Consider the following 17,118-nt stretch of genomic DNA (forward strand, 5'->3'; position numbering starts at 1 on the left):
CGGTCAGCGACCGGTGCCGGTGAGGCGCTCGAGGAGTTCGCGGTAGCGAGCGGCCGTCTGCGTGACGATCTCGGCAGGCAGCGTCGGTGGTGTGGGTGTCGAGGCGTCGTCCTGGTCCCAGTTGTGGGCCAGCCAGTTGCGGACGATCTGCTTGTCGAAGCTCGCCATCCGTGCGGTGGGGTCGTCGCTCGTCAGGTAGACGTCGCGGTCCCAGTACCGGCTGGAGTCGGAGGTGAGCACTTCGTCGCCGAGCGTGATGACACCGGTCGAGGGGTTGCGGCCGAACTCGAACTTCGTGTCGGCGAGGATGACCCCGTGGCGTTCCGCCGTCAGTGATGCCGTCTCGTAGATGCCGAGTGACAGGTCCTTCAGTGCGACCGCGTCGTCCTCGCCGATGAGTTCGATCATGCGGGAGAACGAGATGTTCTCGTCGTGCTCGCCGAGCGGCGCCTTGTACGCGGGGGTGAACAACGGCTCGGGCAGGCGATCGCCGTCGCGGAGGCCGTCGGGCAGCGGGATGCCGCAGACGGTGCGGTTCGCGACGTACTCCTTCCAGCCGGAGCCGGTGAGGTAGCCGCGGACGACGCACTCGACGGGGAACATGTCGAGCTTCCGGACGAGCATCGCCCGGCCGGCGAACTCGGCCGGGATGCTGGACACCGCGACACCCGCGGCGTCGAGCTCATGATCGGGCACGAGGTGGTTCGGCACGTCGCGGAGCTGGTCGAACCACCAGAGGCTCAGGCTGGTGAGCAGATCGCCCTTGCCGGGGATGCCCGGCTCGAGCACGTGGTCGAACGCGCTCACCCGGTCGCTCGCGACGACGAGCAAGAGGTCGTCGGGCCCGGCGGCCGGCTCGTACAGGTCGCGGACCTTGCCCGAGTAGACGTGGTTCCAGGCGTTGGTCTCCGAGGGTGCGCTCACTCGTTCATTATCGTGCATCGGCGGTGGCCGGGTCGGTCGCCGGGGCTTGCGACCTCGGGGCGGTACGCGTATATTCCACGTGGAATAGTTCGCGTGGAGTGATGGGAGGGTCATGGGCAAGATCAAGCCGCTCGGCCTGCTCGCCGTCGCCGCGCTCGGCTACCTGGCCGAGCGCCCCATGCACCCCTACGAGATGTACCAACTCGCGCTCCACCGCCAGGAGGACCGGGTCGTCAAGGTGAGCCCCGGCTCGCTCTACCGCGCCGTCTACGGACTCGAGGCCGACGGCCTCGTGCTCGCCTCCGGGACCGACCGCGAGGGGGCCCGGCCCGAGCGCACCACCTTCGAGATCACCGACCTCGGCCGGCACCTGCTGGGGGAGCGGTTGCGCGAGCTGCTCAGCACCCCCAGGAACGAGTACCCGGAGCTCGGGCTCGCGCTGTCCGAGGCGCACGAGCTGGGCGCCGAGGAGGTGCGGATGCTGCTCGAGACCCGTATCCTCCGGCAACAGGCCGAGCTCGCCGACCTCGATCGCCGCATGACGTGGGCGCACGAGCGCGGCATCCCGCGCGTGTACTGGATCAACGTCCCCTACTCGGCCGCCATGCTGCGCGCCGAGATCGCCCACCTCGAATCGCTCCTCGCCGAGATCGCCGACGGTGCACTCGCCTGGCACGTGCCGGGGACCCGTGCGCCACTCCACGAGCAGGCGGCGACCCCGCCCGTGTCCGCTCAGCCGACACCCTCCACCTGAACCTCCGGGACGACCGACCAGTCCGGCCGGCGGTCCCGCTCATCCTCGCGTCCCGAACGCGAACCCGTCCTCCGTGCAGAAAGGGACATCATGTCCACCACCCCCACCACGCCTCCTCAGGGTGTCTCCGGTCCGACACCCGGGGCCGTGCGCCCCTGGCCGGCGCTCTGGTCCCTGGTCATCGGCTTCTTTATGATCCTCATCGACACGACCATCGTGTCGGTGGCGAACCCCGCGATCATGCGCGGGCTCGACACCGACATCAACAACGTCATCTGGGTGACGAGCGCCTACCTGCTCGCCTATGCCGTGCCGCTGCTCATCACCGGCCGCCTCGGCGACCGCTTCGGCCCGAAGAACCTCTACCTCATCGGCCTCGTCGTCTTCACACTCGCGTCACTCTGGTGCGGCCTGTCGGGCTCCATCGAGATGCTCATCGTCGCCCGCGTCGTGCAGGGCCTCGGTGCGGCACTCATGACGCCGCAGACGATGGCCGTCATCACCCGCATCTTCCCGCCGGACCGCCGTGGTGCGGCCATGGGTCTCTGGGGAGCGACCGCTGGTGTCGCGACGCTCGTCGGCCCGATCCTGGGCGGCGTGCTCGTCGACGGCTTCGGTTGGGAGTGGATCTTCTTCATCAACGTGCCCGTCGGTGTCATCGGCTTCATCATGGTCTGGCGGAACGTCCCCGCGCTCGCCACGCATCCGCACAAGTTCGACGTGCTCGGGGTCGTCCTGAGCGGGCTCGGGATGTTCCTCCTCGTGTTCGGCATCCAGGAGGGCCAGAGCTACGACTGGGGCACGATCACCGGTCCGATCACCGTGTGGAGTCTCATCATCGCCGGTGTCGTCGTCCTCGGCCTGTTCGTCCTGTGGCAGGCCGTCATGAAGGGTGAGCCGCTGCTCCCGCTGGCGCTGTTCCGCGACCGCAACTTCTCGGTCGGCAACCTCGCGATCTCGACGATCGGGTTCACGATCACGAGCATGTCGCTGCCGCTCGTCTTCTTCTACCAGACCGTCCGCGGCTTGACCCCGACGCAGTCCGCGCTCATGCTCGTGCCGATGGCAGTGCTCTCCGCCGGGCTCGCGCCCGTGGTCGGGCGGGCGATCGACCGCGTGAACCCGAAGTGGTTCGCCCTCGCGGGGCTCCTCCTGCTGGCCCTCGCACTCGGCTGGTACTCGATCCTCCTCACGCCCGAGCAGCCGATCCTCATGCTGCTCCTCCCGAGTGCCGTCCTCGGCCTCGCCAACGGCTTCATGTGGGGCCCGGTCTCCAACCTCACCACCCGGGGCCTCCCGCAGCACCAGGCCGGCGCCGGCTCAGGCGTGTTCAACACGACGCGTCAGATCGGAGCCGTCCTCGGCAGCGCGGCCATCGCCGCGCTCATCCAGGGGCGCCTCGCGGCCGAGCTGCCCGCTGCACCCGGTGGGGCGGCCGGCGGCGTGAGCGAGGTGACGGGTGGCGAGCTGCCAGAGTTCCTGCACGCCGGGTTCACCACCGCCATGGCCCAGTCGTTGCTCCTTCCGGCAGGCCTCGCGCTCGTGGGCGCGGTCGTGGTCCTGTTCTTCCAGAAGCCGAAGGCGGCCGCCTGGTCGACCCCGGAGACCCAGCACGGACAGGCCGCCGCGGTCGCCACGGCTGCCGCCACCGCCCGGGCCGAAGCCGAGTAGCGGCTCAACCGACACGGCGGCACGGGACGGTCACGGGCCGAGGAGGTCCGTGACCGTCCTGGTGTCGCCGTTCCAGAACCGGAGCCCGGTGACGAGCCCGGACGGGAGGTCGCCGAGCGACCGGAGCCCGTCGAGTGCCGCCGCGGTCTGTTCGCCGGCGACGCGTCGGGAGAGTGTGACGTGGGGTGTCCAGGCGTCAGGCCGGGTGTGCTCGAACGAACCGGTGACGCCGCCGGCCACACGTCCGTGCAGCTCCAGCAGCTCGTGCGTGGGGATCACCGTGAGCGCGAGGACGGCGCCCGAGCGACGCGGGAACAACAGCGGAGCCCCGAGCCGGACGGCGAACGGCGCGAAGGCCGGCCGCCCGGTGAGCTCGAGGTCCTCGCCGGCCGACAGCGTGACGTGCGGACGGTTGCTCGCACCGCGATGCGTGGCGAGACTACTGATACCGAGGTCGAGGAGCGCTTGCCAGCGGTCGCGGACGGCGGCCTCGAGGGCCTCGTCGAACGTCAGATCGACGCTGCGCACCGGTCAGCCGATCGGGAAGAAGCCGTGGACGGCGGCGGCGAAGGATCGCGGCTGCTCCACCCAGGGGTAGTGTCCGCACCCGTCGAGCACGATGGCCTGGCCGAGCGGGAACCGCTTCGCGAGGTCGACGACGGGCGCGAGTCCCGTCAGGCCGTCCTCAGAGCCTGCGACCACGAGGACGGGAGCCGTCACGGTGCGCAGGGCGTCGCGGATGTCCTCGACCTCGTCGATCGTGGGCGTGTGCACGAACGCGTCCTGCGCGGCCGGGTGCCAGGCGCCCAGACGCTCGTGTTCGCGGGCGGTGTCGTCCCACTCGCCCCAGGCGATGGGCGCCACCGCCGGGAACAAGCGGTTCCCCGACGCGGAGTCCGGCGCCGCGAGCAGCGCGGGCAGCGCCTCGAGGAAGCCGGGGTACCAGTCCTCCGCCGCGTGCCGGGCGATGATCTCCGCGCTGTCGTCGTCCGTGTCGACGAGCCAGGTGGCGGGTGGCGTGATGAGGCACAGGCGGTCGAGCCGGTGCGGGTAGCGTGCGGCGTAGCTCACGGCGACGCGGGTACCGGCGGAGTGCCCGAGGAGTTCGAGACGGTCGACGTCCAACCAGCGACGCACGGCCTCGACGTCCTCGGCGAGTTCCGGCCAGCTCGCCGCAGCGGTCGACGATCCGCTCTCGGACCGTCCGACCCCGCGCTGGTGCAGCACGATGAGGCGACGCCTGGTGCTCAGGCCGCCGAGATCACCGAGGTAGACCGGGTGACGCGCCGGACCGCCGGCGAGGACGACGAGCGGCGGCAGGGCGTCGTCGCCGATCACGTCCACGTGCAGTCTGGTGCCGTCGTGACTCTCGACGACTGCCGACGACCCGGTTCCCGCTGCTGCGCTCATCCGGGCCGCGATCAGGAGACGCGTGCGGCGATGTCGGTGCGGTACTGACCGCCCTCGAGTTCGATGAGCGACAGCGCCTCGTACGCACGTCCGCGTGCCTCCGGGAAGGTGGATCCGAGCGCCACGACGTTGAGGACGCGGCCGCCGGTGGCGACCAGGCCACCGTCGACGTCCGCCGTCGCGGCGTGGACGAGGTGGACCCCCTCGACGGCGACGGCGGCGTCGAGGCCGGTGATGCTCCGGCCGGTGACGGGCGTCTCGGGGTAGTTCTGGCTCGCGAGCACCACGGTCACCGCGCTCGCATCGGCGAACGCGGGTCGCGGCTGCTCGCCGAGCGTTCCGGTGGCCGAGCCGAGCAGGAGCGCCGACAGCGGGGTGACGAGCCGGGGGAGGACGACCTGCGTCTCCGGGTCGCCGAAGCGCGCGTTGAACTCGATAACGCGGATCCCGCGTTCGGTGAGGATGAGTCCGGCGTAGAGGAGGCCCTGGAACGGGTTGCCCTCCGACGCCAGCTGTCGCACGACGGGGACGGCGACGGTCTCCAGGACCTCGTCGACGAAGGCCGTCTCGCTGCCGAAGCGGTTGTCGAGCCAGGGCAGCGGGGAGTAGGCGCCCATGCCGCCCGTGTTCGGGCCGGCGTCGCCGTCGAGCAGTCGCTTGTAGTCCTGTGCGGGGGAGAGCGGGAGCACCGTCTCGCCGTCGGTGATGAAGAAGAGGGAGACCTCCTGGCCGTCGAGGAACTCCTCGACGAGGACGCCGCCGTAGCCGAGCCAGTTGGTGGCGTGCTGGATGGCCGCATCGCGGTCGTGGGTGACGAGGACGCCCTTGCCCGCCGCGAGGCCGTCGGCCTTGACGACGTACGGGGCACCGAAGTCGTCGAGCGCGGCGATCGCTGCGTCGAGGTCCTCGGCGCGGACCGCGCGACCGGTGGGCACGCCGGCTTCGTCCATGATCCGCTTCGCGAAGGACTTCGAGCCCTCGAGCGCGGCCGCCGAGCGGTTGGGGCCGAAGACCGGGATGCCGGCGGCGCGCAGCTTGTCGGCCACGCCGGCGACGAGCGGGGCCTCAGGCCCGATGACGACGAGGTCGACCGCTTCGTCCCGGGCGAAGTCGCGCACGATCGAGGGGTTCTCCTGGTCGATGCCGACCACGGTCACGTCGCCCGCGATGCCCGCGTTGCCGGGGGCGGCGATGATGTGGTGCCCGGCCTCTTCGGAGAGGAGAGCCTTGATGATGGCGTGCTCGCGAGCACCGGAACCGAGGACGAGGATCTTCACCCGTCTAGCTTAAGGCGCAATGGCCTAGCCTCGAATGCATGGCCAGACCCAGGATCACGGACGCCGTCGGTCGCGCTGCCCTGGAGCAGGCACTCGGGGACGCACCGGCGTCGCGCACGGACACGGCGACCGCGGTCCGCTACCTGTTGGAGCTCCTCGTCGAGCGGGCACCCGGCAACACCGTCGAAGTGCGGGTGCCGCCGTTCGGTGCGGTTCAGTGCATCGAGGGCCCCCGCCACACCCGCGGCACGCCACCGAACGTGATCGAGATGGACGCGCCGACCTGGCTCGCCCTCGCTTCCGGCCGCATCGACTGGACCACGGCGTTGGCCGGCGGCACGGTGCACGCGTCCGGCCAGCGGGCGGACCTCACGGGCCTCGTGCCACTGCTGCTGCCGCGCTGACCGGCGCTCCACCACCTCCGCTCCGAGGCGGCTTCAGGCGCGGTCCGGGTACATTGGTGCGGTGACCTCCAACATCGATCCCTCGGCGAACGCCGGTCCCGACGACGCACAGCCGCTCGACGCTCCGGCGGAGACGACGCTCGATGCGACGATCGTCATCCCCACCTACAACGGTGAGATGTACCTCGAACAGATCCTCTCCGCGATCGAGGGGCAGGACTACGACGGCACGTACGAGACCCTCGTCATCGATTCCGGCTCCACCGACCGCACGCTCGACATCGTCGCCGCCCACCCGGACGTCCGGCTGCACGTCATCCCGAACAGCGAGTTCGGCCACGGCCGGACCCGCCAGCTCGCCGCCCGGCTCGCCCGCGGCAAGTACGTCGCGTACCTCACGCACGATGCGATCCCGGGCGACTCCCGCTGGTTGCACGAGCTGACCACGCCCTTGGACCCGGACGGCATGGACGTCGTCGCGGTCATGGGCAAGCAGATCGCGCGGCCGACCTGCTTCCCGTTGCTGAAGTACGAGATCCACGACGTCTTCCGCAACTTCGGACCGGACTTCGGGACGACGGTGTTCGCGAACGACGGCTTCGCCGACGGGAACGGCGGGCTGCTCGACGCCCTCGCGTTCTACTCCGACGTCAACTCGGCCACGCGCCGCGAGCTCCTGCTCGGCGACATCCCGTACCGCGACCTCCCGTACTCCGAGGACATGGCGTTCGGTGCCGACATCATCGCGGCCGGCCTGCGGAAGGCCTACGCACCGCGGGGCTGGGTCATCCACTCCAACGACCTCACCCTCGACGAGTACCGCAAACGCATCTTCGACGAGACGACGGCTCTCCGACGGATCGGCAAGCCCGTCGCGCGGCTCCGTCGGTCCCGGCAGATCGGCTACACCGTCGTCGGCGCGATCCGCGACGCGAAGCGGATCGTCCGCGACAAGGAGTACGGCTGGAAGCGCCGGGCGTACTGGTTCGTCATGAACCCCGTGTACCACGCGGCGAAGTGGAGCAGCTACTACGTGGCCTCCCGCGTCGACCTGAACGACGAGGCCGCCATGCGAGCCGGATCGCTGGAGCACAGCCGCAAGTAGTCGCCGGACAGCGTTCCGCTCAGACGCGCTGCTCGCTGCTCCCAGCGAACCGGGGTGGTGCATCACCACCTCGTGCGCTGTGATGGAGGCATGAGCACGAATCGACTGTTGGTCCTGGGCGGGACGGAGTTCGTCGGGCGAGCGGTCGTCGACGAGGCCATCGCCGCCGGCTGGGAGGTCACCGTCTTCCATCGCGGTACGAACCGGTCCTCGCCGTCGGACGCGGTCACCGTGCTGCACGGCGACCGGACTCTGCCCGGCGGACTCGACGCGCTCAGGGTCGGGTCGTGGGACGTCGCGGTGGACACCTGGTCGTGGGCTCCGGTCGCCGTCCGCGACGCGGCCGCGCTGCTGGCGGACCGGGTCGGGACCTATGTGTACGTCTCCAGTCGTTCGGTCTACGCCGATCCGCTTCCCGCCGGTGCCGACGAGGACGCGCCGGTCGTCGACGGGTCGGCTCACGACGAGGGCTTCGCGGACTACGCCCGTGCCAAACGCGGCGGTGAGCTGGCCGCCGCACAGGCGTTCGGCGACCGTGCGGTCCTGGCGCGAGCCGGCCTCATCCTCGGCCCGCACGAGAACATCGGCCGACTGCCCTGGTGGCTGGCGCGGATCGCCGCCGGCGGTGAGGTGCTCGCCCCTGGTGCCGCTTCCGACCCCATCCAGTACATCGACGCGCGGGATCTCGCGGCCTTCCTCCTCGCCGCCGGTTCGACGGGCGCGAGTGGTGCGTTCAACGTCGTCAGCGAGCCGCGGGCGACGACGCTGGGGGAGCTGCTCGACGCCTGCGTCGCCGCGACCGGGTCAGGCGCGACCCTCCGCTGGGTGGATCAGGAGCGGGTGCTCGCGGCCGGGATCCAGCCCTGGACCCAACTGCCCGTCTGGCTCCCCACCGGACCGGACGCCGACGCGATGCATCACGGTGACGTCTCGCGCGCGATGGCGGCCGGGCTCCGTCGTCGTCCGCTCGCCGAGACCGTCGCCGACACCTGGAGTTGGCTGCTGGCACTCGGCGGCGTCGCGCCGCAGCGTCCGGACCGGCCCGCCGTCGGACTGGACCGCGCCGTCGAGCGGGCCCTGCTCGCCGGGAGCTGAGCGGTCGTCAGCGGAGCTCGCGGAGGAGGGCGAGCCGACTGCGTGTCCTGACGGCGTCGCGGGCGAATCCCTCCGGTCCGAGGGCGGTATCGGTCATGAAGGTCTCCCGGTCGGTGGTGGCCACGACGTGGAGTTCGACGCCGAGATCGCACAGGGCGTCGACGAGGTGGACGAACCGGGCGCGTGCCTCCCGGGTGAGGGCATGGGACTCGGGCAGGCCGTCGAGGACCCACCGGTCGTAGTCCGCCGCCCAGGCGAGGTAGTCGCCGACCGAGGTCGGACGCTCGATGAGTTCGGCGCTGGCGAACCAGACGAGGCCGTCGCGCGCGGCGGCTGCCTGGAACGTGTGGCCACTGATCGTCAGCGCCGTCGCCTCGCCTGGCCCCGGACGGTGGAGGCCGAGTGTCGCGAGCCGGGCGTCCGCGGACTCGCCGGCGATGGACCAGCTGCCACGGGCGAAGCCGTCGCCGTGCCTGACCGGGGAGCTGCGACGGTGGTCGATCGAGCCGGCGAGTTCGAGCACCTGCATGTTCGCCTCGATCAGGGCGATGCCGGGCTCGAAGGTGTGGTGGTACCCCGGGTCCGGCAGCAGATCCTGCGGCGCGGAGTTCGAGCTCGTCAACAGGGTCACCGGTCGGGCGAAGAGCGCGTCGAGCAGCCGGATCATGAGCGCGCCGTCGCCGGGATCGTGCACCTGGAACTCGTCGAAGAGCACGACGTCCACCTCGTCGAGCAGTTCGTCGACGGCTTGCTCGACCGCGTTCGTCACCGCTCCGGCCGCCGCGCGGGACCCGGCGCCCGGCTCGCCCGTCGCCCGAGCGGCGTCGGCGGCCTCCGTGCGGACCCGGTGGATCGCGGCGTGCAGCGCGCGGAAGAAGGAGTGGAAGTGGACACGACGCCTCCGATGCGTCGGGAGCGCTTCGAAGAACGCGTCGAGGAGCCAGGTCTTGCCCCGCCCGGCCGCACCCCACAGGTACAGGTGCGCGGGTCGGTCCTCGCCGATCCGGAGTGACGCCAGACGCCTCGCCACCTCCAGCTGCTCCGGCTCGAGCGTGAACCCGGCGTCGTCGGCGGCGGATTCGACCGCCGCGAGCAGGGTGTCGTCGGGAGGGATCGGAGCGGGATCGGTCGTCTCGGTCCCCGTCGTGTCCACCGCTCGATCGTACCCGTCGGCACGTCGACCGCGGCCGTTCACCATCGGTTCACGATGCCCAGGATCGTGGGGGAGAATGGAGGCATGACAGACGCCACCGGGCAGCCAGCACCGGAAGCTCAGCACCCATCCGAACCGACCGGTCCGACGCCCTCGACCGAGCCCGACACCGAGGTCGCGACCGTGTACTCCTCCGGTTCGGTCTCGGTGCGCCGGTCGCCGCGCTACTGGCGGTTCCTCGTCATCGGCGCCGTCGTCGGTGTCATCGCCGCCCTCATCCTCACCTTCGCGTTCCCGGGGAGCGCCGACTACTCGCTCACCCAGGTGTTCGGCTTCCTCCTGCTCGTGTGCGTCGTCGTCTTCGGCGCGATCGCCCTCGTCGTCGGTCTCCTCATCGACCGCTCCATGGCGCGACGGACGCGGATCGTCGCAGCGGATAGAGTTGACGTGCATCCAGCCGGGACCCCCGCGGCCGACGCGGAACCGAACGGTTCCGTCAGTGCCGAGCCAGGTGAGTCCGGCCCCCCGAATCCACCCATCGCAGAAGGTTCAGGACGGTCATGACCTCATCCACCAGCTACCGGGAGGCCGGTGTCGACACGGCAGCCGGTGACCGCGCCGTCGAGCTCATGAAGGCCGCCGTCGCGAAGACGCACGGTCCGGAGGTCTTCGGCGGCTTCGGCGGGTTCGCCGGCCTGTTCGACGCCTCGGCGCTGACGGCCTTCCGTCGGCCCCTGCTGGCGACGTCGACCGACGGCGTCGGCACGAAGGTCGCGATCGCCCAGGCCATCGACAAGCACGACACCATCGGCCAGGACCTCGTCGGCATGGTCGTCGACGACATCGTCGTGGTCGGTGCGAAGCCGCTCTTCATGACCGACTACATCGCCTGCGGCAAGGTCCACCCGGAGCGCATCGCCTCCATCGTCGCGGGCATCGCCCGGGCCTGCTCCGACACCGGGACGGCGCTCATCGGCGGCGAGACCGCGGAGCACCCCGGACTCCTCGGGGTCGACGACTACGACGTCGCCGGGGCCTGCACCGGCGCGGTCGAGGCGGACGCCATCCTCGGCGAGCACCGTGTCGAGGACGGCGACGTCGTCCTCGCACTCGCGTCCTCGGGCCTGCACTCGAACGGCTTCTCCCTCGTGCGACACATCCTCGCCCAGGCGGGCGTCGGCTACGCCGACCACAGCGACGACCTCGGCACGACGTTCGGCGAGGCGCTCCTCGAGCCGACGCGGCTCTACACCCTGCCCCTCCTGCGGCTGCTCGACGCCCCGGCCTTCGCGGGTGGCGTCCACTCGCTCAGCCACGTCACCGGAGGTGGGATCGCCGCCAACCTCGCGCGCGTCCTGCCCAAGGGGTCCTGGGCCGAGGTCGACCGCTCCACCTGGAGCCCCTCGCCGGTGTTCCGGACGCTGAGCGCGCTGGCCGGATCCTCGCTCGAGTCGAGCGAGGGCACCTGGAACCTGGGCGTCGGGTTCTTCGCCGTGGTCTCGCCGGCGGTCGCCGCCGGTGTCACGGCCGCGCTCGAGGCCGACGGGATCGCGACCTGGCAGGTCGGCACCGTGCACCTCGGCGACGACGCCGCAGACCTCAGCGCGTTCGAACAGGGTGCCAAGGGGGTCGACGGCGGTGCCGTCCGCCTCGTGGGCGCCTACCGCGACTAGTCGCACCGCTCCGGCCCACCTTCCTCCGTTCCGCCACTCGCCCAGCACGAACCCCAAGGAGTCCCCACGCATGTGCGGCATCGTCGGCATCGTCTCAACCGAGCCTGCCAACCAGCAGGTCTACGACAGCCTCCTGCTCCTCCAGCACCGCGGTCAGGACTCCACCGGCATCGCCACCGCCGACGGCAGCACCTTCCACATGGTCAAGGCCAAGGGCCAGGTGCGCGAAGCCTTCCGCACCCGCGACATGCGCTCCCTCCTCGGCAACATGGGCCTCGGCCACGTGCGCTACGCGACGAAGGGCGACGCCGCCAACGAGAGCGAGGCGCAGCCGTTCTACGTGAACGCGCCCTACGGCATCACCCTCATCCACAACGGCAACCTGACGAACACCCGCGAGCTCAGCAAGGACCTGTTCCACGTCGACCGTCGCCACGTGAACTCCACGAGCGACACCGAGCTGCTGCTCAACGTCCTCGCGACGGAGCTGCAGGGACAGATCAGCGGTCTCGACCTCGATCCCGACCAGGTGTTCAACGCCGTCGAGAACGTGCACGAGCGGGTCGAAGGCTCCTACGCGACGATCGCCCTCATCGCCGGTCACGGCCTGCTCGCCTTCCGCGACCCGTTCGGTATCCGTCCGCTCATCCTCGGCAAGCGCCAGACGGGCCTGGTCGGCAACGACTGGGTGGTCGCCTCGGAGTCGCTCGTCCTCGAGGCCGGCGGCTACGAGATCGTCCGTGAGATCGCCCCGGGCGAGGCCGTCTTCATCACCGCGTCAGGTGAGCTGTACTCGCGGCAGTGCGCGAAGAACCCGCGGCTCGTTCCGTGCTCCTTCGAGTATGTGTATCTCGCTCGCCCCGACTCCGTCATGAACGGCATCTCGGTCTACGAGGCCCGACTGCGTCTCGGCAACCGGCTCGCCGACACCATCGCCGAGTACACGCCGATGGGTGACATCGACGTCGTCATGCCGATCCCGGACTCCTCCCGCCCAGCGGCCATGCAGGTCGCCCAGAAGCTCGGCATCGAGTACCGCGAGGGCTTCTACAAGAACCGGTACGTGGGGCGCACCTTCATCATGCCGGGCCAGGCGCAGCGCAAGAAGAGCGTCCGTCAGAAACTCAACGCGATGGGCTCGGAGTTCAAGGGCAAGAACATCCTCATCGTCGACGACTCGATCGTCCGCGGCACGACGTCGAAGGAGATCGTCGACATGGCGCGTCTCGCCGGAGCGAACAAGGTGACCTTCACCTCCGCCGCACCGCCGGTCCGCTACCCCCACGTGTACGGCATCAACATGCCGTCCCGCCAGGAGCTCGTCGCACACGGCAAGAAGATCCCCGACATCGCCCGCGAGCTGGGCGCCGACAACCTCATCTACCAGGAGGTCGCCGACATGAAGGCCGCCATCCTCGAGGGCTCCGGCATCAGCGACCTCGAGATGAGCTGCTTCACCGGCGAGTACATCACCGGGACCGTCTCCGAGGAGTACCTCGAGTGGGTGGAGCGCTCGCAGCTCTCCTGAGTCCCACCTGAACGAAGAAGCGCGCGAGCCCCGAGGGGATCGCGCGCTTCGTCGTTCAGGAACCGGCTGCTACTCCGGCGTACCGGGCTGCTCGAGTGGCGCCGGCGTGGCCGCGGGGGCCGCCTTCGGCTTCGTCGTGCGCGGCTTCGCCGGTGCCTTCGCGGTGGCCGGCTTCGCTGCGGCGCCCGTCGTCTTCGTCGTCGGTGCCTTCGTGGTGGCGGCCTTCGGCGTCGTGGTCTTGGCTGCTGCGGCCTTGGGCGTCGTCGAACCGGTGGTGGCGCGCGTCGAACTCGTCTTGCGGACGGTGCTGCCCGCGGCCGTCGCCGTCGTGGTCGTCTTGGCGGCGGGCTTGCGGGCCGTCGTCGAACGCGTCGTCGTCGACCGGCCGGTCGAGGTGCGCGGCGCGCTCACGGCCGCAGCCGGGGCCGTGGCCGACACGGTCTCGTCGCGTCGGGTCGTGTCGGCGGCTCCGGTCTCGTCGTTCGCGAGGCGCGCCTCGGTCTCGTCGGCGGCGGCTGCGACGGTCTCGGCGTCGCCGGTGGAGGTCGACTCGAGGACGATCGACTCGGCCGGTTCAGCGGAGGTGTTCCCCGGTGTGGCTGCGGCCTCGGGTGCGCGGTCGGTGCCGGAGAAGACCGCGGCGAACTGCTCGGTCGGGGTGGGCTCGGCGGCGCGCACCCAGTCCGAGGTGGGCTCCGCTGCAGGCGCCTCAGGGGTCGGAGCCTCGGTCGACGGTGCCCGGTAGGCGCCGTACTGCTGCGTCGCCTGGGAGCCCTGCTGGGTCTGCGGCGTGCCGTATCCGCCCGTCTGGCCACCCGCGTACTGCGAGGTGTCGTAGGCGGTGGTCTGTCCGTACTGTGCGGGGTCGTACACGGGCGCCTGGCCGGTCTGGCCCGCCTGGTACGGGTGCTGCTCGTAACCGCTCTGGCCGGCGTAGGGTGCCTGCGTGGCGTTCGGCTGCGAGGCGGCCTCACGAGCGGCGGCGCGCTGCCGCTGCCGCTCCACGAGGCGCGCGACCTCGGCGTCGATGGCGTCCTCGGTGATGTGCTTGGGCGGACCGTAGGCGTCGAGTCCGACGAAGACCAGGGCGATGCCCATCACGAAGATCGGCCAGATCGGCCAGAAGTATCCCCAGGCGCCGGTGAGGAGCCAGATGACGATCAGGAGGACGGAGACCGCACCCCAGACGGCGAGAAACTGCTTGAAATCGTGCTGCGCCTTCAGGCGCTTCTTGGCGGCAACGCGGAGCTCGTCGGTGTTCATCCGTCCAGGCTAGTCTCCGCCCAGCGAGAACTCCATTTGCCAACAGTCGTCTGAGAGATCACCCAGCCGCGAGGTGCTGGAGCGAGGGCGAACCGCCGATGCGGGGGCGCGCCGGAACGGTGCGAAGGGCGCGCCTACGCGCCCTTCGCCTCACCGTCGGCGTACTTCTCGGCGTATTCAGCCCACTTGGCGATCTCGTCGTCGTAGCTCTCGTCGACGCCCGTGCCCGGGTGGTCGACGGAGTGCCCCGTGAGCTCGCGCTCGAGCGCGTTGTAGTTCACGTCCGGGCTGAACGACTTGAGCTCACGAGCGATCTTCGTGTGCTTTGCCTTTTGACGGCCACGACCCATGCGAGACCCCCTCATGATTTTCTGACCGGCCGCGCTTGCGGGGCGTCCGGGGCTTTCGCCTACCAGGGAACGATAAAGACTAGCGTTGAGCTTACCATGCCGCCCGTGGACGGGGCGCTCGTACGGAGACGGTCTGCCGGGCACCGATGCCGACACCGCGACGGAACGGGGCTGGGCCAGGACGTCGAGTGGTGGGACGATGGACCCATGACCGGAACCCTGCACATCACCGGAGATGCGGACGCCGACCGCCTGTTGTCGACCGACCCGCTCGCCCTGCTCGTCGGCATGCTGCTCGATCAGCAGGTGCCGATGGAGACCGCGTTCGCCGGCCCGCTGAAGATCAGTGACCGACTCGGTTCCTTCGACGCGGCCACCATCGCGCGGGAAGAACCCGAGGCGTTCGCCTCCCTCTTCAAGACGAGTCCCGCCGTGCACCGGTTCCCGGGTTCCATGGCCGGCCGGGTGCAGGGGCTCTGCGCCGCGATCGTCGACGACTGGGACGGCGACGCTGAGGCGATCTGGACGCGCGACGCGCCCGACGGCCCGGAGATCCTGAAGCGCCTGCTCGCCCTCCCGGGGTTCGGTGAGCAGAAGGCGAAGATCTTCCTCGCGCTCCTCGGCAAGCAGTACGGGCTCGACGCGGCCGACTGGCGGGAAGCGTCGGCGCCCTACGGCGAGGACGGCAGCCTCCGGTCCGTCGCCGACATCGTCGACCCGGAGTCGCTCGCGCAGGTGCGGGCGGCGAAGCAGGCGGCCAAGGCTGCCGCGAAGCGTACGAAGGGGGAGTGACGACATGAGCGACGAGCAACGGTCCACCGCGATCGTGGTCGGTGTCACGCCGGGGCAGCCCGACTCCGTCCTCGTCGAGGCGGCGTCGTTCGCGCAGGCCTTCGCCTGCCGGCTCGTCCTCGCCCACGTCGATGCGAGCCGGTTCGTCGTGGTCGAGAACGTCGACGGCACCGTCACGTCGCTGCCGTTCGACGCCGATCTGCACGACTTCGAACCGGAGCCCGCCGATCCCGGCCTGGAGGCGACGGCGCATCGTCTCCTCGACGAGACCGGCGTCGCGTGGGAGCTGACCCAGCTCGCCGGGGACCCGGCGCGTGCCCTCGGCCGACTCGCCGATTCGGTGTCCGCGCGGGCGATCATCGTCGGGACCCGGGAGCGTGGCCTCCGGAAGGGCATCCTCGAGTTCTTCAACGGTTCCGTCGCCGCGACGCTGGCCCATCGGCAGGCGCGTCCGGTGATCGTGGTCCCACTCGCGCCGAGTGCCACCGACGAACCGCTCTGGGACGCCTCCGCCGGCGACCTGCGGTGACGGCCGCTCCGACGGGGACACGGGCTCCGCACCTCCAACCCGCCACGATCGCGATGGTCGCGCTCGGTGGTGCGATCGGGACGGCTGCCCGCGAGGCGATCTCCCTCGCGATCCCGCCCATCGGTGGTGTCCCCGTGGCCATCCTCGGCATCAACGTCGTCGGCGCCTTCCTGCTCGGTCTCCTCCTCGAGTCGCTCCTCCGACGCGGGCCCGACGCCGGCCGTCGACGCGATCTCCGCCTCTTCCTCGGCACCGGCGTCCTCGGCGGCTTCACGACGTACAGCGCGCTCGCGGCCGACAGCAGTGTCCTCCTCATCGAGGGGAGCGCCCTCGTGGGGGTGCTGTACGCGGTGGGGAGCGTCGTGCTGGGCGCCCTGGCGAGCTGGGGTGGCATCGTCCTCGCCCGACGGATCGGCGGTGGCCGCTCGTGACGCCCTGGCTCTTCCTCGCGATCGCGGCGGCCGGCGGTGTGGGCGCCGCGGCCCGCTTCGTCGTCGACGGCATCGTCCGTTCCCGTGTGGGCGGCGCCTACCCGTGGGGCACGATCGTGATCAACGTCAGCGGGTCGCTGCTGCTGGGCTTCGTCACTGCGCTGGCCCTCGGCGGGGTCGTCGACGAGGCGTGGCGGCTCGTCCTCGGAGGCGGGCTGCTCGGTGGGTACACGACGTTCAGCACCGCGAGTGTCGAGACCGTCCGGCTGCTCCACGACGGACGTTCGCGGGCCGGACTGGCGAACGCGTTGGGCATGCTCGTCGCGTCGGTCGTCGCGGCCCTGGTCGGCTACGGGCTCGGTTCGCTCCTCGCCTAGCCGCTCGTTCGCCCGAAGATGGGCGAACGAACGCGGCGGCTATGCCTCGAAGCGGCGGTTGTGCCGGAGGTTCAGCACGATCGGGATCCCGAGGGCGACAATGAGCACCAGGATGCTCCAGAAGCCGATCTCCGACCACAGCAGAAAGACCCCGAAGACCCCGAGTCCGCCCGACAGGCCGCGCAGGATGATCGTGAACTGCGGGAGTCGCTGCGGGCGGCCCTGCCACATCGGCAGCGGCGAGTCGGGGTTCGCGGCGATGAGGCGGACCATCGACAGCGTCCCGAAGACGGCCGCGAGGAACAGCAGCGAGAGACCCCAGGTGAACATGTCCCCAGTCTGTCAGTCTGCGACACGTCCCTCACGCCGTCGCCGGAGCGCG

The 17,118-nt window shown here is 70.6% G+C and carries 20 protein-coding genes; 12 read left to right on the plus strand and 8 right to left on the minus strand.

Annotated features, from left to right (window positions below; all coding sequences use genetic code 11):
* Positions 1-3 precede the first annotated feature (3 nt).
* The gene (locus IFU30_RS05200; RefSeq protein ID WP_192004534.1) at positions 4-942 is read right to left on the minus strand and encodes a phosphoribosylaminoimidazolesuccinocarboxamide synthase; all 939 of its coding nucleotides are present in this window, start codon (positions 940-942) and stop codon (positions 4-6) included.
* A gap of 94 nt (positions 943-1,036) precedes the next feature.
* Between IFU30_RS05200 and IFU30_RS05205 the strand changes: the two genes are divergently transcribed.
* Together IFU30_RS05205 and IFU30_RS05210 are read left to right on the plus strand one after the other, a co-directional pair.
* A complete protein-coding gene (locus IFU30_RS05205) occupies positions 1,037-1,678 on the plus strand; it encodes a PadR family transcriptional regulator (RefSeq protein WP_192004535.1) in 642 nt (213 codons plus the stop codon).
* Between the two features lie 90 nt (positions 1,679-1,768).
* Positions 1,769-3,349 carry a DHA2 family efflux MFS transporter permease subunit gene (locus tag IFU30_RS05210; RefSeq protein ID WP_192004536.1) on the plus strand — a complete coding sequence of 527 codons (1,581 nt, stop codon included), beginning with the start codon at positions 1,769-1,771 and terminating at the stop codon, positions 3,347-3,349.
* Between the two features lie 30 nt (positions 3,350-3,379).
* Here the strand turns inward: IFU30_RS05210 and IFU30_RS05215 are convergent, their stop codons facing one another.
* Genes IFU30_RS05215 through purD form a run of 3 tightly spaced genes read right to left on the minus strand, consistent with a single transcriptional unit; the run spans position 3,380 to position 6,036 of the window.
* Positions 3,380-3,877 (minus strand): 2'-5' RNA ligase family protein, encoded by a 498-nt coding sequence (locus tag IFU30_RS05215; protein WP_192004537.1) that lies wholly within the window; start codon positions 3,875-3,877, stop codon positions 3,380-3,382.
* A gap of 3 nt (positions 3,878-3,880) precedes the next feature.
* Positions 3,881-4,759, minus strand: a complete 879-nt coding sequence (locus IFU30_RS05220; RefSeq protein ID WP_079705067.1) for an alpha/beta fold hydrolase — start codon at positions 4,757-4,759, stop codon at positions 3,881-3,883.
* Positions 4,760-4,770: 11 nt separating this feature from the next.
* On the minus strand, positions 4,771-6,036 hold the full coding sequence (purD, locus tag IFU30_RS05225; RefSeq protein ID WP_192004538.1) for a phosphoribosylamine--glycine ligase: 1,266 nt from the start codon (positions 6,034-6,036) through the stop codon (positions 4,771-4,773).
* A gap of 38 nt (positions 6,037-6,074) precedes the next feature.
* Between purD and IFU30_RS05230 the strand changes: the two genes are divergently transcribed.
* From IFU30_RS05230 to IFU30_RS05240, 3 genes are all read left to right on the plus strand, one after another.
* On the plus strand, positions 6,075-6,440 hold the full coding sequence (locus tag IFU30_RS05230) for a sterol carrier family protein (RefSeq protein WP_192004539.1): 366 nt from the start codon (positions 6,075-6,077) through the stop codon (positions 6,438-6,440).
* 61 nt (positions 6,441-6,501) lie between these two features.
* Positions 6,502-7,545 (plus strand): glycosyltransferase family 2 protein, encoded by a 1,044-nt coding sequence (locus IFU30_RS05235; RefSeq protein WP_274499387.1) that lies wholly within the window; start codon positions 6,502-6,504, stop codon positions 7,543-7,545.
* 90 nt (positions 7,546-7,635) lie between these two features.
* The gene (locus tag IFU30_RS05240) at positions 7,636-8,640 is read left to right on the plus strand and encodes an NAD-dependent epimerase/dehydratase family protein (RefSeq protein WP_192004540.1); all 1,005 of its coding nucleotides are present in this window, start codon (positions 7,636-7,638) and stop codon (positions 8,638-8,640) included.
* A gap of 7 nt (positions 8,641-8,647) precedes the next feature.
* On the opposite strand, the gene zapE is transcribed toward IFU30_RS05240, so the two are convergent.
* Positions 8,648-9,793, minus strand: coding sequence for an AFG1/ZapE family ATPase (gene zapE, locus IFU30_RS05245; protein WP_192004541.1), 1,146 nt, complete (start codon positions 9,791-9,793; stop codon positions 8,648-8,650).
* 84 nt (positions 9,794-9,877) lie between these two features.
* On the opposite strand from zapE, the gene IFU30_RS05250 reads away from it, so the two are divergent.
* The 3 genes from IFU30_RS05250 to purF all read left to right on the plus strand — a co-directional run bounded on the left by IFU30_RS05250 (position 9,878) and on the right by purF (position 12,994).
* Positions 9,878-10,357 carry a hypothetical protein gene (locus IFU30_RS05250; protein WP_192004542.1) on the plus strand — a complete coding sequence of 160 codons (480 nt, stop codon included), beginning with the start codon at positions 9,878-9,880 and terminating at the stop codon, positions 10,355-10,357.
* Positions 10,354-11,466 carry a phosphoribosylformylglycinamidine cyclo-ligase gene (gene purM / locus IFU30_RS05255; protein ID WP_192004543.1) on the plus strand — a complete coding sequence of 371 codons (1,113 nt, stop codon included), beginning with the start codon at positions 10,354-10,356 and terminating at the stop codon, positions 11,464-11,466. The genes IFU30_RS05250 and purM overlap by 4 nt, the downstream gene beginning before the upstream one ends.
* Positions 11,467-11,536: 70 nt before the next feature.
* The gene (gene purF / locus IFU30_RS05260; protein WP_079705073.1) at positions 11,537-12,994 is read left to right on the plus strand and encodes an amidophosphoribosyltransferase; all 1,458 of its coding nucleotides are present in this window, start codon (positions 11,537-11,539) and stop codon (positions 12,992-12,994) included.
* Between the two features lie 69 nt (positions 12,995-13,063).
* Here purF and IFU30_RS05265 read toward each other — a convergent pair whose 3' ends face one another.
* Entirely contained in the window at positions 13,064-14,257 is a 1,194-nt protein-coding gene (locus IFU30_RS05265; protein WP_192004544.1) for a 2TM domain-containing protein, read from the minus strand.
* Between the two features lie 134 nt (positions 14,258-14,391).
* Positions 14,392-14,607 carry a DUF3073 domain-containing protein gene (locus tag IFU30_RS05270; RefSeq protein WP_064294210.1) on the minus strand — a complete coding sequence of 72 codons (216 nt, stop codon included), beginning with the start codon at positions 14,605-14,607 and terminating at the stop codon, positions 14,392-14,394.
* 207 nt (positions 14,608-14,814) lie between these two features.
* Here IFU30_RS05270 and IFU30_RS05275 point away from each other — a divergent pair, with 207 nt between their 5' ends.
* From IFU30_RS05275 to crcB, 4 genes are read left to right on the plus strand one after another with little or no spacing between them, the layout of a single operon-like run.
* Positions 14,815-15,399 (plus strand): HhH-GPD-type base excision DNA repair protein, encoded by a 585-nt coding sequence (locus tag IFU30_RS05275; protein ID WP_124768670.1) that lies wholly within the window; start codon positions 14,815-14,817, stop codon positions 15,397-15,399.
* A 4-nt stretch (positions 15,400-15,403) separates the two neighbouring features.
* Positions 15,404-15,928 carry a universal stress protein gene (locus IFU30_RS05280; RefSeq protein ID WP_192004545.1) on the plus strand — a complete coding sequence of 175 codons (525 nt, stop codon included), beginning with the start codon at positions 15,404-15,406 and terminating at the stop codon, positions 15,926-15,928.
* Positions 15,929-15,981: 53 nt separating this feature from the next.
* Positions 15,982-16,359, plus strand: coding sequence for a fluoride efflux transporter FluC (locus tag IFU30_RS05285; protein WP_192004791.1), 378 nt, complete (start codon positions 15,982-15,984; stop codon positions 16,357-16,359).
* Complete coding sequence (gene crcB / locus IFU30_RS05290; RefSeq protein ID WP_192004546.1) at positions 16,356-16,736, plus strand: fluoride efflux transporter CrcB; 381 nt, start codon at positions 16,356-16,358, stop codon at positions 16,734-16,736. Before IFU30_RS05285 ends, crcB begins: the two co-directional genes overlap by 4 nt.
* A gap of 39 nt (positions 16,737-16,775) precedes the next feature.
* Here the strand turns inward: crcB and IFU30_RS05295 are convergent, their stop codons facing one another.
* The gene (locus IFU30_RS05295) at positions 16,776-17,066 is read right to left on the minus strand and encodes a hypothetical protein (RefSeq protein WP_192004547.1); all 291 of its coding nucleotides are present in this window, start codon (positions 17,064-17,066) and stop codon (positions 16,776-16,778) included.
* Positions 17,067-17,118 lie beyond the last annotated feature (52 nt).

The sequence above is a fragment of the Plantibacter sp. CFBP 8798 genome, from assembly GCF_014841195.1.
Taxonomy (GTDB): Bacteria; Actinomycetota; Actinomycetes; order Actinomycetales; family Microbacteriaceae; genus Plantibacter; species Plantibacter auratus.

What these genes read in the sequence shown, in the direction of transcription:
- IFU30_RS05200 (WP_192004534.1), bottom strand. Translation starts at nt 942, where the DNA reads ATGCACGATAATGAACGAGTGAGCGCACCCTCGGAGACCAACGCCTGG.
- IFU30_RS05205 (WP_192004535.1), top strand. Translation starts at nt 1,037, where the DNA reads ATGGGCAAGATCAAGCCGCTCGGCCTGCTCGCCGTCGCCGCGCTCGGC.
- IFU30_RS05210 (WP_192004536.1), top strand. Translation starts at nt 1,769, where the DNA reads ATGTCCACCACCCCCACCACGCCTCCTCAGGGTGTCTCCGGTCCGACA.
- IFU30_RS05220 (WP_079705067.1), bottom strand. Translation starts at nt 4,759, where the DNA reads ATGAGCGCAGCAGCGGGAACCGGGTCGTCGGCAGTCGTCGAGAGTCAC.
- IFU30_RS05230 (WP_192004539.1), top strand. Translation starts at nt 6,075, where the DNA reads ATGGCCAGACCCAGGATCACGGACGCCGTCGGTCGCGCTGCCCTGGAG.
- IFU30_RS05240 (WP_192004540.1), top strand. Translation starts at nt 7,636, where the DNA reads ATGAGCACGAATCGACTGTTGGTCCTGGGCGGGACGGAGTTCGTCGGG.
- IFU30_RS05250 (WP_192004542.1), top strand. Translation starts at nt 9,878, where the DNA reads ATGACAGACGCCACCGGGCAGCCAGCACCGGAAGCTCAGCACCCATCC.
- purM (WP_192004543.1), top strand. Translation starts at nt 10,354, where the DNA reads ATGACCTCATCCACCAGCTACCGGGAGGCCGGTGTCGACACGGCAGCC.
- purF (WP_079705073.1), top strand. Translation starts at nt 11,537, where the DNA reads ATGTGCGGCATCGTCGGCATCGTCTCAACCGAGCCTGCCAACCAGCAG.
- IFU30_RS05265 (WP_192004544.1), bottom strand. Translation starts at nt 14,257, where the DNA reads ATGAACACCGACGAGCTCCGCGTTGCCGCCAAGAAGCGCCTGAAGGCG.
- IFU30_RS05270 (WP_064294210.1), bottom strand. Translation starts at nt 14,607, where the DNA reads ATGGGTCGTGGCCGTCAAAAGGCAAAGCACACGAAGATCGCTCGTGAG.
- IFU30_RS05275 (WP_124768670.1), top strand. Translation starts at nt 14,815, where the DNA reads ATGACCGGAACCCTGCACATCACCGGAGATGCGGACGCCGACCGCCTG.
- IFU30_RS05280 (WP_192004545.1), top strand. Translation starts at nt 15,404, where the DNA reads ATGAGCGACGAGCAACGGTCCACCGCGATCGTGGTCGGTGTCACGCCG.
- IFU30_RS05285 (WP_192004791.1), top strand. Translation starts at nt 15,982, where the DNA reads ATGGTCGCGCTCGGTGGTGCGATCGGGACGGCTGCCCGCGAGGCGATC.
- IFU30_RS05295 (WP_192004547.1), bottom strand. Translation starts at nt 17,066, where the DNA reads ATGTTCACCTGGGGTCTCTCGCTGCTGTTCCTCGCGGCCGTCTTCGGG.